We start from the raw sequence: 12,525 nt of genomic DNA, 5'->3' as shown, positions 1-12,525 counted from the left end.
CCGACCCGCACCAGTGGGCGTAAGTGGTCGACGGCAGTCGTACGTTGCCCAGGGCGCGGATATTCCCCGCCGACACCACCCGCCGGCACGACCCGCCGACGCCACCCGCCGAACGGGACGGCCTACGCCCCCGGCCCCGCCCAGAGGCCGTCCGGGGTCAGGCCCAGCAGGCCGATCGCGTTGCCGCGGACGATGCGGTCCACCACGTCCGGGGCGAGGTGGCCCATCTGGGCCTCGCCGACCTCGCGGGACTTCGGCCAGGTCGAGTCCGAGTGGGGGTAGTCCGTCTCGTACAGGACGTTCGCCACCCCGATCGAGTCCAGGTTCTTCAGCCCGAAGGCGTCGTCGAAGAAGCAGCCGAAGACGTGCTCGGCGAAGAGTTCCGACGGCGGGCGCAGCACCTTGTCGGCGACGCCGCCCCAGCCGCGGTTCTCCTCCCAGACCACGTTGGCGCGCTCCAGGATGTAGGGGATCCAGCCGATCTGGCCCTCGGCGTACATGATCTTCAGGTTGGGGAAGCGCTCGAACTTGCCGCTCATCAGCCAGTCGACCATCGAGAAGCAGCAGTTGGCGAAGGTGATGGTGGAGCCGACGGCGGGCGGGGCGTCCGCCGAGGTCGACGGCATGCGCGACGAGGAGCCGATGTGCATGGCGATGACCGTGCCGGTCTCGTCGCAGGCCTGGAGGAAGGGGTCCCACTCGTCCGTGTGGATGGACGGCAGCCCGAGGTGCGGCGGTATCTCGGAGAAGGCGACCGCCCGCACGCCGCGTGCCGCGTTGCGCCGGACCTCGGCGGCGGCGAGCCGCGGGTCCCACAGCGGGATGAGGGTGAGCGGGATCAGCCGGCCCTGGGCAAGCGGCCCGCACCACTCCTCCACCATCCAGTCGTTGTACGCCCGTACGCCGAGGAGACCGAGTTCGCGGTCCTTGGCCTCGGTGAAGGTCTGTCCGCAAAAGCGGGGGAACGTCGGGAAGCAGAGGGCGGACTGGACGTGGTTGACGTCCATGTCGGCGAGGCGCTCGGGAACCGAAAAGGACCCCGGGCGCATCTGCTCGTAGGTGATGACTTCCAGCTTGATCTCGTCGCGGTCGTATCCGACCGCCGTGTCCAGTCGGGTCAGCGGCCGGTGCAGGTCCTCGTAGACCCACCAGTCGCCGATCGGCCCGTCGTCGCCCTTGGCACCCATGACCGGCGCGAACTTGCCGCCCAGGAAGGTCATTTCCTTCAGGGGGGCACGGACCACGCGCGGGGCGATGTCGTGGTACTTGGACGGGAGCCGGTCCCGCCAGACGTGGGGGGGCTCAACCGTGTGGTCGTCCACCGAGATGATCTTCGGGAAGGTCTCCATGACCCTCACGGTAGCGTTGATCTGACGATGCGTCAGCTAGTTGGACGGCGATCCGTCCACTGCGGGCTGACGTCTCACCGCAAGACAGGGCAGACTGGCCACCACACCGACGGAAGGCAGGGGGGACGACAGATGGACGGCATACCGGCCATCCCGCACCAGCGGAACCACCCCGAGGCAACCCGGCCCGGCGCCGCGGCGTCCCGATCCTCCCACCCGCCCGAAGCGGCGCCCCGGCCCGCCGCACCGCCCGCCACCAGGCCCGCGACCCCGCCCGCGGCGCCTCACGCCGCCCCGCGCGCCGCCAAGCCCCCCGTGCCCCGGGCCACGTCACCCGCCGCGCCGCCCACGCCTCCGCCCACCGCGGCCGCCGCACCCGTGCCGCCCGCGGCCGCCGCACCCGTGCCCGCAGCCCGCCTCGCCGCGCCCGCGCCCGGCACACCGCGGGAGCGGGACCCGGCCCCCGCTCCCGCGGGCGGCACCCGCTTCGCCGTCCTCGGCCCCATCCGCGCCTGGCGCGGCAGCGAGGCCCTCCACTCCGGCAGCCCGCAGCAACGCGCGCTGCTCGCGGCCCTGTTGCTGCGCGACGGCCGCACCGCCACCGCCCCCGAGCTGATCGACGCGATCTGGGGAGAGGACCCGCCCCCGCAGGCCCTGGCCGCCATCCGCACGTACGCCTCCCGGCTGCGCAAGGTCCTCGACGCCGGGCTGCTCGTCAGCGAATCCGGCGGGTACGCCATCCGGCTCGGCTCCGCCGCCGCCCTCGACCTCGGCGTCGCCCGCAGCCTGACCACCGACGCCGACAAGGCCCGTGCCGCCGGGGACCGCTCCCTCGCCCGGACCCTGCTGGCCCGCGCGCTGGACCTGTGGGACGGCGAACCCCTCGCCGGAGTCCCCGGCCCCTACGCCGAGACCGAACGCGTCCGGCTCGGCGAATGGCGCCTCCAGCTCCTGGAGACCCGCCTCGACCTCGACCTCGAAGTCGGCAGCCACGCCGAGGCCGTCTCCGAACTCACCGCCCTCACCGCCGCCCACCCGCTGCGCGAGCGCCTGCGCGAGCTGCTCATGCTCGCCCTCTACCGCAGCGGCAGGCAGGCCGAGGCGCTCGCCGTGTACGCCGACACCCGCCGCCTCCTCGCCGACGAACTCGGGGTCGACCCGCGCCCCGAACTCGCCGCGCTCCAGCAGCGGATCCTGCGCGCCGACGCCGAACTCGCCCGCGCCGCCGACCCGGCCCCCGCCGCCACCCCCGCCCAGGTCCGCCCGGCGCAACTCCCGGCCACGGTGCCCGACTTCACCGGACGCGCCACCTTCGTCACCGAACTCGGCCGGATCCTCGCCGGGGCCGACGGCCAGATCATGGCCGTCTCCGCCCTCGCGGGCATAGGCGGCGTCGGCAAGACCACCCTCGCCGTGCACGTCGCGCACGCCGCCCGCCCGCACTTCGCCGACGGGCAGCTCTACGTCGACCTCCAGGGCACCGAGGCGCGCCCCGTCGAACCCGAGGCCGTCCTCGGCTCCTTCCTGCGGGCGCTCGGCACCCCCGACACCCAGATCCCCGACTCCCCCGCCGAACGGGCCGCGCTCTACCGCTCCACCCTCGACGGCCGCCGCGTCCTGGTGCTCCTCGACAACGCGCGCGACGCCGCCCAGGTACGCCCCCTGCTCCCCGGCACCGCGGGCTGCGCCGCCCTGGTCACCAGCCGGGTCCGGATGGCCGGGCTGGCCGGGGCCCACCTCGTCGACCTCGACGTGATGAGCCCCGACGAGGCCCTGCTCCTGTTCACCCGGATCGTCGGCGCCGAGCGGGTCGGCGCCGAGCGCCAGGCCGCCCTCGACGTCGTCGGCGCCTGCGGGTTCCTGCCGCTCGCCATCCGGATCGCCGCCTCCCGGCTCGCCGCCCGCCGCACCTGGACCGTCTCCGTCCTCGCCGCCAAACTCGCCGACGAGCGCCGCCGCCTGGACGAGCTCCAGGCCGGGGACCTCGCGGTCAAGGCCACCTTCGAGCTGGGCTACGGCCAGCTGGAGCCCGCCCAGCAGCGCGCCTTCCGGCTGCTCGGGCTCGCCGACGGCCCCGACATCTCGCTGTGCGCCGCGGCCGCCGTCATCGACCGGCCCGCCCACGACACCGAGGACCTCCTCGAAGCTTTAGTCGACTGCTCCCTGCTCGAATCCGCCGCGCCCGGCCGCTACCGCTTCCACGACCTCGTACGGCTCTACGCGCGTGCCTGCGCGGAACGCGACGAGCACCCCGCGAGCGAACGGGCCGCCGCCCTGGACCGGCTCCTCGACTTCTACCTCGCCACCGCCTCCCGCGTGTACGCGCTGGAGCGCCCCGGCGACCGGCTCGTCGCCCACCTGTCACCGACCCGCTACCCGGGCCGGGACTTCGCCGACGGTCACGCCGCCCTGGACTGGCTGTACGCCGAGGCCGACACCGTCCTCGCCTGCGTGCGCCAGGCCGCGGCCCGGACCACGGGAGCCGCCGCGGGCGGCGCCGTGCACGACGTACTGCGCCGGGCCGTGGACCTGCTGTGGGCGGCCAAGGACCTCGCCGAGTCCGGGGCCAACTCCAAGCAGTACGAGTCCACGGCGGGCGCCGTGCGCGACGCGGCGCAGGCCGCCCGCGACCCGCGCGCCGAGGGCCGGGCCCGCACCACGCTCACCACCGTCCACCTGATCGCGGGCCGCTTCACCGCCGCCGACGACGAGGCCCGCCAGGCGACCGCCCTGGCCAAGGCCGCCGGAGACCCGCTGCCCAGCTGCTGGGCGCCCAACGACCGGGGGATCATCGCCCTCCACCAGGGCCGTTACGCCGACGGCGAGCGCTTCCTGCTGGAGGCCATCGAGAACTTCCGGGCCGACGACAACCACGTCGGCGAGGCCAGCGCCCTGTGCAACCTCTCCCGCATCCACGTGGAACTCGGGCGGCTGCCCAGCGCCATCGAGCTGGCGCAGCAGGGCATCGCCATCTACGACCGGATGGGCCTGAGCCTGCGCCTGGCCAACGGCCGCTACGCGCTGGGCATCGCGCTCACCCAGGCGAACCGCCTCCAGGAGGCCCAGGCACAGCTCACCGAGGCGCTGTCCCTCTTCCACGACAACCGCCAGCCGCTGTGGGAGGGCGTCACGCACTTCCGGCTCGCCGAGGCGCACCTGGCCGCCCGCCGCCCCACCCTCGCGGCCTCGCACGCCGAGCAGGCGATCGCGCTGCGCGGGATCGGCGGGGAGTGGCGGCGGGCGACCGTCCTGACCGTCCTGGGCAAGGCGCTGAGGAGCCTGGGGCAGACCGACCGGGCGCGGGTGTGCTGGCGGGACGCGGAGGCCGTCTTCGAGCAGCTGGGGTCGCCGGAACTGACGGAAGTACGGGCGTTGCTGGCGTCGGCGATCGCGGCCTGAGCGGATTCAGCCGACACCGGGCGGCTCCGGCCGGCTCCGGACCGCTCCGGTCCGCTCCGGTCCGCCTCCACTACGCGTGGACCGCGCCCGCGCCGCGCCCGCGCCGCGCCGGTGCCGCGCTTGTACCACGGCGTTGAACTGCGACGTCCACGCATGAACGAGGCGTTCATCGTTCGTTTATCGCCACCCGTCACGATAGGTACATCGACTCGTCGCCTCGGGGGATCTGGCGGGTTGGCTGGACAACCCGTTCGGCGGTCGCGGGGGAATCGCCGAACGGGCCCGACCCATCATCAGGAGTGCGCGATGACGACGAACGAGAACGCTCTGCCGAACGTACCGAAGGCGCCGACCGCGCCCGGTCTGCTGCCGCTGACCGACGACGGCGAGCTGAAGCCGCTCGACAACCACGCCTCGGGCACCGAGACGAAGCCTCTGGACAACCACGCTTCGGGCGAGGAACTCCAGACGATGGACAACCACGCGTCCGGTCCGCGCCCGTAACAGGGGGTCACGGGTAAGGACCGACGGGGTACGGGGGGGACGGCGGTCGCGGTGGCCCGGAGGGGGTGCCATCGCGACCGCCGCACACTCATGTCCGGAGCCGCTCCGCGCCCGTAACAGGGGGTCCCGGCGCCCGGTCCGGTCGGCGCGGCCGGTGCGAGCCGTCGGGGCCCCGGCCCTCTACGCTGGGCCGGGTGTTCACCACAGGCGGGCCGAGCGTTCGCGAGCTGGCCGTACAGGCCCTGTCCTCCGTCGAGCGGGGCTACGACCTGCTGGCGCCCACCTTCGACCACACCCCCTTCCGCACCCCCGACCGGATGCTCGACGCCGTCGAGGAGACCCTGGCCCAGCGCGAAGGTTCCTTCGGTGCCGGGTTGGACCTGTGCTGCGGCACCGGGGCCGGGACGGGGATGCTGCGGCGGCTGTGCCGCGAGCGGGTCACCGGGGTCGACCTGAGCGCGGGCATGCTGGCCGCGGCCCACCGGGCCCACCCCGGCAGCGGGGAGAGCGACGGCCGTGACGGCGACCTCGGCGTCGGCCGCGCCGTCGGCCGTGACGACGGGCCGCCCGCGCCGGAGTTCGTACGGGCGGACGCGCTCGCCCTGCCCGCCGCGCTCGACGGCGCCTTCGACCTGGCCGTCAGCTTCGGCGCCTTCGGCCACTTCCTGCCCGCCGAGCGCCCCGCCCTCTTCGCGGGCGCCCACCGTGTCCTGCGCCCCGGCGGCCTCTTCGCCTTCCCCATCGGTGCGCCGCTGCCGCCCACCTCGGCGCTCTGGTGGCTCACCGCCGGGTTCGACGCGGCGATGCGGGTGCGCAACGCCGTCTGGCGGCCGCCCTTCGTCATGTACTACCGGACCTTCCCCTTCGGCGGGGTCCGGGCCGACCTCGTGGCGGCGGGCTTCACGGTGGAGACGGCGCCCCTGGAACACTTCGGGCGCCGCCCCGGCGACGGCACGCCGCACTGGCGGCTCGTACTGGCCCGCAAGGACCGCACGGCCTGAGCACGTACAGCCTGAGTGCGTACAGCCTGAACCCGCACGGCCTGAACCCGCACGGCCTGAGCACGCACGGCCTCAGCACGCACGGCCTGAACCCGTGACGCCTCAGGACCGCGCGCGCAGCTCCCGCTTGAGCACCTTGCCGCTCGCGTTGCGCGGCAGGTCGGCCACGAACTCCACCGACCGCGGCACCTTGTAGTTCGCCATCTCCCGGCGCGACCAGGCGATCAGGTCGTCGGCGGTCAGGGTCGAGCCGCGGCGGCGCACCGCGTACGCCCGCCCGACCTCGCCGAGCCGCGGGTCCGGTACCCCGACCACCGCCACGTCCGCGATGTCCGGGTGCAGCCCGAGGAGCTGCTCTATCTCGGCGGGGTAGGCGTTGAAACCGCCGACGATGAACATGTCCTTGATCCGGTCGGTGATCCGCAGGTTGCCGTCCGCGTCCGTCACCCCGACGTCACCGGTGCGCAGCCAGCCCTCGGGGGTGATGGCGCGGGCGGTCTCCTCCGGGTCCTCGAAGTACCCGCGCATGACGTGGTGCCCGCGGACCCACACCTCGCCCGCCTCCCCCGTCGGCTGCGGCGCGCCCTCCGGGTCCGCGATCATCACCTCGGTGCCGGGGATGGCCCGCCCGGAGGTGGCCGCGATGGTCTCCGCCGGGTCGCCGCGGCGGCACATGGTGACGATGCCGCTGGCCTCGGAGAGCCCGTACGCCGTGAGGACGACCCCGATCCGCAGCTCGCCGCGCAGCCGTTCCACCAGCCGCAGCGGGACCACCGCCGCCCCGGTGACGACGAGGCGCAGGGCGGAGAGGTCGTGGTGGTCGCGCGCCGGGTGGTCGAGGAGCGACTGGTGCAGGGTGGGCGGCCCGGGGAGTACGGAGATCCGCTCGGCGGCGACATTGGCGAGGACGGTGTCGATGTTGAAGACGGGCTGCGGGACCATCGTCGCGCCGCGCATCAGGCACGCGATGATGCCCGCCTTGTAGCCGAAGGTGTGGAAGAACGGGTTCACGATCAGGTAGCGGTCGCCCTCGCGGAGCCCGGCCAGCTCGCTCCACACCTGGTAGCACCGCAGGGTCTGGGCGTGCGTGATCACCGCGCCCTTGGGGCTGCCGGTGGTGCCGGAGGTGAAGATGATGTCGGAGGGCGTGTCCGGTCGTACGGAGTCGGCGCGCTCGCGCACCGCGGAGGCGGGGACCGTGTCGCCGCCCGCCAGGAAGTCCTTCCAGGTACGGAAGGACTCGGGGGCGTCCTCGGCGAGTACGACGACCTGCTCCAGGTGCGGCAGCCCGGGCAGCGGGCCGTGGCCCGGGCCCTCGGCGGCGGCCCGGCGCAGGGAGGCGACGTAGGAGGTGCCGAGGAAGGTGCCGGTGACGAAGAGCATCCGCGCGCGGCTGCGCTCAAGGACGTACGCCGCTTCGGCGCCCTTGAAACGGGTGTTGAGCGGCACGAGGACCGCGCCCGCCGAGACCGCGCCGAGGGCGGAGACGATCCACTCCAGGGTGTTGGGCGCCCAGACGGCGACCCGGTCTCCCGGTTCCAGCCCGGCGGCCATGCAGGCGGCCGCGGCGCGTTCGACCCGTTCGCCGAGCTGCGCGTAGCTGATCCGGACCCGGCCGTCGACGACGGCCTCGTGCGCGGCGAACCGGGAGGCGGCGTCGCGGACCAGGCCGCCGATGCTGCCCCAGCGCAGATCGCCGCGCGCGTCCTCGGGTCCGTCTGCGGCCGCGTCCTCGGCTCCGTCTGCGGCCGGGTCCTCGCGTCCGTCGGCGGCCCGGTCCTCGGGTCGTTCTGCGGCCCGGTCCTCGGGTCCGTCGGCGGACGGATGCCCGGGTCCGGCCCCGCCCTCGCGCACGTGCTCTTCCGCTTCCTCGTCCATCGCACGCCCCTCACCGCGAACCAATAGCTGACTGTTCGTCAGATTAGCTGTAGCCTTCGCGGCTGTCAGTACTGGCGCACCCCCCGGAGGTGGCGATGGCGGCAACACTCAAGGACGCTACGGCGATTGTCGGCATCGGCCAGACGGCCTTCGCCAAACAACTGCCGCAGACCGAGAAGGAATTGGCCTGCCGCGCCATTCTCGCCGCACTGGCGGACGCGGGGATAGCCCCCTCCGAGGTCGACGCCTTCGCGTCCTACACGATGGAAGAGACCGACGAGGTCGAGATCGCCAAGACCATCGGCGCCGGTGACGTCACCTTCTTCTCCAAGGTCGGCTACGGCGGGGGCGGTTCCTGCGCCACCATCGGCCACCTCGCCGCCGCCGTCGCCACCGGGCAGGCGAGCGTCGGCGTCGCCTGGCGCTCGCGCAAGCGCGGCTCCGGCCCGCGCCCCTGGAAGAACACGGCCGTCCAGCTCCCCACCCCCGGCCAGTGGACGCGGCCCTTCGGGCTGCTGCGCCCGGCCGACGAGATCGGCATGCTGGCGCGCCGCTACATGCACGAGTACAGCGCCACCCGCGACCACCTCTTCAACGTGGCCCTGGCCTGCCGCAACCGCGCCAACCAGAACCCGGCCGCGATCATGTACGAGCGCCCGATGACCCGCGAGAGCTACATGACCGCGCGGTGGATCAGCGAGCCGCTCTGCCTCTTCGACAACTGCCTGGAGACCGACGGGGCGCTGGCCTGCGTGATCGTCTCCGCCGAACGGGCCCGCGACTGCAGACAGAAGCCGGTCTACGTCCACTCCGTGGCCCAGGGCCTGCCCGCCCAGCACCACGGCATGGTCAACTACTGGAACGACGATCCGCTGACCGGCCCCGCCTGGACCGCCGCCCGACACCTGTGGAAGCAGGCCGATTTCGGCCCGCAGGACGTGGACGTCGCCCAGATCTACGACGCCTTCACCCCCCTCATCCCGCTCTCCCTGGAGGGCTACGGCTTCTGCGGACGCGGCGAGGGCGCAGCCTTCACCGAGGGCGGGGCCCTGGAGATCGGCGGGCGCCTCCCCATCAACACCGGGGGCGGCGGTCTGAGCGAGGCCTACGTCCACGGCTTCAACCTGATCAACGAGGGCGTCAAGCAACTGCGCGGGATCTCCACCGCCCAGGTGCCCGACGCCGCGACCTGCCTGGTGACGGCGGGCGAGGGAGTCCCGACGTCCGCGATCCTGCTGAGGAGCTGACCGCCCGTGAGGACACCGCCCGTGACCACGCCGCCCCTGACGACCCCGCCCGTGACGACCGCATCCGATGATCTGCTCCTGCCCGTGCCCGACGAGGACGGCGCCCCCTTCTGGGAGTACGCCGCCCGGGGCGAGCTGCGCGTCCAGGCGTGCGCCGCGCCCGGCTGCGGCAAGCTCCGTTTCCCGCCCCGCCCGTGCTGCCCGCACTGCCAGTCCTTCGAGAGCGAGTGGCGGCTGATGAGCGGCAAGGGCCGCGTGTGGTCGTACGTCCGGCCGCACCCGCCGCTGCTGCCCGCCTACGCCGCGCAGGCCCCGTACAACGTGATCCTCGTCGAGCTGGCCGACGCCCCGCACATCCGGCTCGCGGGGAACTTGGTGACGGCCCCCGACGCCCCGCTCGACTCGCTGGACCCGGCGCGGCTGCGGATCGGGGCGCGGGTGCACGTGGCGTTCACCGAGCAGGACGGCATGAGCGTGCCGCGCTGGCTGCTGGCCACGTCATGACCGTACGCGTGGAGCGGGACAAGGCGACCGGGGTCGCGGTCGTCACCCTCGACCGGCCCGAGCGGCACAACGCGGTGGACCTGGCGATGGCGGCCGAACTGGGCGCTCTGTGGCGGGAGTTCCGGTACGAGGAGACGGTACGGGCGGTGGTGGTGACCGGGGCCGGGAGCGCCGCCTTCTGCACGGGCATCGACCGGTCGGTGGAGGTGCCGCAGCCGCCGTCGCCGTACTCGATCGACGATCCGATGACGGCGATCGGGCCGAAGGCCAACGACCTGTGGAAACCGGTGGTCGCGGCGGTCAACGGGATGGCCTGCGGGGGCGCCTTCTACCTGCTCGGGGAGAGCGAGTTCATCATCTCCTCGACCCGCGCGACGTACTTCGACCCGCACACCAGCTACGGCATGGTCAGCGCGTACGAAGCGATCCACATGGCGCAGCGGATGCCGTTCGGGGAGGTGGCCCGGATGTCCCTGATGGGCACGGCGGAACGGCTCTCCGCGCAGCGGGCGTACGAGATCGGCCTGGTCTCCGAGCTGGCCGAACCGGATGATCTCCTGGCGGCGGCGGAGCGGGCGGCGCGGACCCTGGCCGGGTTCCCGACGGAGGCCGTGCAGGGGACCGTACGGGCCCTGTGGGCGGCGAAGGAGGCCGCCCGCGCCCAGGCCCTGGCCCAGGCCCCGCACCTGATCGCCCTGGGCAACCTCCCCGCGTCGCGCCAGGCGGAACTCTTCAACACCCGCCGCCCCGACTTCCGCGTGCGCTGAGGCGTGCGCTGAGGCGTGCGCTGAGGCGTGCACTGAAGCCCGCGCTAGGAGATGGTGCCGACCCGGCAGGTGCGGACGGCCGACGCGTCGGCCGGGGCGCCCATCGTCACGGTGACGGTGCGGGTCTCGCGGGGCTTGAGGGTGACGGTGGCGGAGCCGTAGTCATGGGTGGCGCCGTCGGAGACCACGGGGACGGTGACCGTACGGGTCACGTCGACGTCGGAGGTCACCCGGACGGTCGCGACGGCCGAGGTGGGCCCGGCACAGCTGACGACGACGCCGTGGGCGGGCGGCCCGGACTTGCTGGGACTGGGCGTGGGCGTGGCCGTACCGCTGCGCCCACTCCCGCTGCCAGTGCCACCGGTGGTGGTGGTCGTCGTCCGGTGCGTGGTGGACTTGGAGCTGGAGCACCCGCCCCCGCTGCGGCTCTTGTGCTTCCCGGACGAGAACCCGGTCAGCGCCAGCACCACGGCGACCAGCACGACCCCGAACCTCATACGACGCGCCAGCATGGCTCGATCCCTCCCCAGGACAACGGCGCGTCACGGTACCAGCCGAGCGACGCGAAGACCCCCGCTCGCCGGAATGCGGGCGCCTCCCCCACACACCCCTCACACCCCACGACCTCCCGGGCCCGCGACACCTTCGGCCCGCCGCGCCGCACTCCGCCCGGCATGCGGGCCGCCGTCGCCCGGCGTAGCGACCACCTCCCCACGCGCCCCTCGCACCCCACGGCCCCAGGGGCCGCGGCGGCATCGGCCCGCCGCGCCGGACTCCGCCCGGCGTGCGGGCCGCCCTCGCCCGGCGTAGCGTCGGAGTGACGTCCCGCTCACGTCCCGCTCGTGTCTTGTTCACGTCCTGCTTCCGATACCCGGGAGGGCCGGACCTTGATCCGTAACGCAATCGGTGCCCTGATGGGCCTCCTCGGAGCGACGGCCGCAGTCTGGAGCCCGTTCCGCGACTGGTACGACGGCCGTCACGGGCGCGACTACCGCGTCTCCGACCTCTTCACCGGCTCCGGGATCAACACCGACAGCAAATCCGCCCTCATGGGCTCGATCCTGCTGCCGTTCCTCTTCGCCGCCCTGCTCACCCTGGTCGCGATCGTGCTGCGCTCGCGCACCCTCATGGGCCTCGCCGGCGTCGTCGTCATCGGCTTCACCGTGCTGTGGATGGTCCGCCAGGGCCAGGCCGCGGGCGGCCTCTCGGTCGGCGGCGACGGTACGGGCCTCGGCGAGGGAGTCGCGACCGCCTTCGTCGGCGGCGCCGTCCTGATCCTGGCCGCGGCCGTCATGCGCGGCCGCCCCCGCATGCGCCGCCGCGACGCCCGCGCCCCCGCCCACCCGGAACCCCCACCGGTAACACCCGCGAACGAACCCTGGCCCCCACCGGAGGACCGCACGTAACTGCTGCCCATTCCGGCCTGCACCCCGCCAACTCCCCCTCCCCCGGGTCCCCCTGTCAGCCCCTCATGGCAAGCTGATTCGCACACGCACCCTGCGAACAGGTGTGCATACGGGGGAAAGCGGGGGCATGTCAGTCACGGTGCCGGACTGGGCGGACACACTGCTGGACCTGATCGGTGTGCCCTGGCCGAATGTCGACGAGGACGCGTACCGCGACATGGCGGACGCGCTGCGGGAGTTCGCGGACGACCTCGAGGACGACGGGCAGCTCGCCAACAACCACTTCGAGCGCCTCCTGTCCCCGGCAAGGGCGAGTCCATCGAGGCCCTCAACGCCCACTGGAACACCGTCAAGGGCAAGCACTTCAAGGACATCGCCGGGGCCGCGCGCACCATCGGCGCAGCCATGGACACCGCCGCAGGTGCCGTCGAGGCCATGAAGCTCGCCGCCCTCGTCCAGCTCGGCTACCT

General features: G+C 73.6%; 10 protein-coding genes. 7 read left to right on the top strand and 3 right to left on the bottom strand.

All coding sequences use genetic code 11. From position 1 onward, the window contains the following. Positions 1 to 122: 122 nt before the first annotated feature. Positions 123 to 1,349, bottom strand: a complete 1,227-nt coding sequence (locus QMF80_RS11395) for an amidohydrolase family protein (protein WP_283452201.1) — start codon at positions 1,347 to 1,349, stop codon at positions 123 to 125. 132 nt (positions 1,350 to 1,481) lie between these two features. On the opposite strand from QMF80_RS11395, the gene afsR reads away from it, so the two are divergent. The 3 genes from afsR (at position 1,482) to QMF80_RS11380 (ending at position 6,253) form a co-directional block, all read left to right on the top strand. Then, positions 1,482 to 4,748: an SARP-family global regulator AfsR gene (gene afsR, locus QMF80_RS11390; protein WP_283452200.1), complete on the top strand. Its 3,267-nt coding sequence runs from the start codon at positions 1,482 to 1,484 to the stop codon at positions 4,746 to 4,748. A gap of 306 nt (positions 4,749 to 5,054) precedes the next feature. Next, positions 5,055 to 5,252, top strand: coding sequence for a hypothetical protein (locus QMF80_RS11385; protein ID WP_283452199.1), 198 nt, complete (start codon positions 5,055 to 5,057; stop codon positions 5,250 to 5,252). Positions 5,253 to 5,446: 194 nt separating this feature from the next. After that, positions 5,447 to 6,253 carry a class I SAM-dependent DNA methyltransferase gene (locus tag QMF80_RS11380; protein WP_283452198.1) on the top strand — a complete coding sequence of 269 codons (807 nt, stop codon included), beginning with the start codon at positions 5,447 to 5,449 and terminating at the stop codon, positions 6,251 to 6,253. Positions 6,254 to 6,355: 102 nt separating this feature from the next. On the opposite strand, the gene QMF80_RS11375 is transcribed toward QMF80_RS11380, so the two are convergent. Next, positions 6,356 to 8,131: a FadD3 family acyl-CoA ligase gene (locus tag QMF80_RS11375; protein ID WP_283452197.1), complete on the bottom strand. Its 1,776-nt coding sequence runs from the start codon at positions 8,129 to 8,131 to the stop codon at positions 6,356 to 6,358. Between the two features lie 95 nt (positions 8,132 to 8,226). Between QMF80_RS11375 and QMF80_RS11370 the strand changes: the two genes are divergently transcribed. The 3 genes from QMF80_RS11370 (at position 8,227) to QMF80_RS11360 (ending at position 10,649) form a co-directional block, all read left to right on the top strand. Further along, positions 8,227 to 9,378, top strand: coding sequence for a lipid-transfer protein (locus QMF80_RS11370; RefSeq protein ID WP_283452196.1), 1,152 nt, complete (start codon positions 8,227 to 8,229; stop codon positions 9,376 to 9,378). A gap of 72 nt (positions 9,379 to 9,450) precedes the next feature. Next, positions 9,451 to 9,882: a Zn-ribbon domain-containing OB-fold protein gene (locus QMF80_RS11365; protein ID WP_283452441.1), complete on the top strand. Its 432-nt coding sequence runs from the start codon at positions 9,451 to 9,453 to the stop codon at positions 9,880 to 9,882. After that, positions 9,879 to 10,649, top strand: a complete 771-nt coding sequence (locus QMF80_RS11360) for an enoyl-CoA hydratase/isomerase family protein (protein WP_283452195.1) — start codon at positions 9,879 to 9,881, stop codon at positions 10,647 to 10,649. The genes QMF80_RS11365 and QMF80_RS11360 overlap by 4 nt, the downstream gene beginning before the upstream one ends. 44 nt (positions 10,650 to 10,693) lie before the next feature. Here QMF80_RS11360 and QMF80_RS11355 read toward each other — a convergent pair whose 3' ends face one another. Next, positions 10,694 to 11,161, bottom strand: coding sequence for a hypothetical protein (locus tag QMF80_RS11355; RefSeq protein WP_283452194.1), 468 nt, complete (start codon positions 11,159 to 11,161; stop codon positions 10,694 to 10,696). Positions 11,162 to 11,536: 375 nt separating this feature from the next. Between QMF80_RS11355 and QMF80_RS11350 the strand changes: the two genes are divergently transcribed. After that, on the top strand, positions 11,537 to 12,055 hold the full coding sequence (locus tag QMF80_RS11350) for a hypothetical protein (RefSeq protein WP_283452192.1): 519 nt from the start codon (positions 11,537 to 11,539) through the stop codon (positions 12,053 to 12,055). Positions 12,056 to 12,525 lie beyond the last annotated feature (470 nt).

It is taken from the genome of Streptomyces sp. G-G2, assembly GCF_030063135.1.
Taxonomy (GTDB): Bacteria; Actinomycetota; Actinomycetes; order Streptomycetales; family Streptomycetaceae; genus Streptomyces.
Note: the sequence above shows the minus strand (reverse complement) of the source record. Positions and strands in the feature narration are given on the sequence as shown.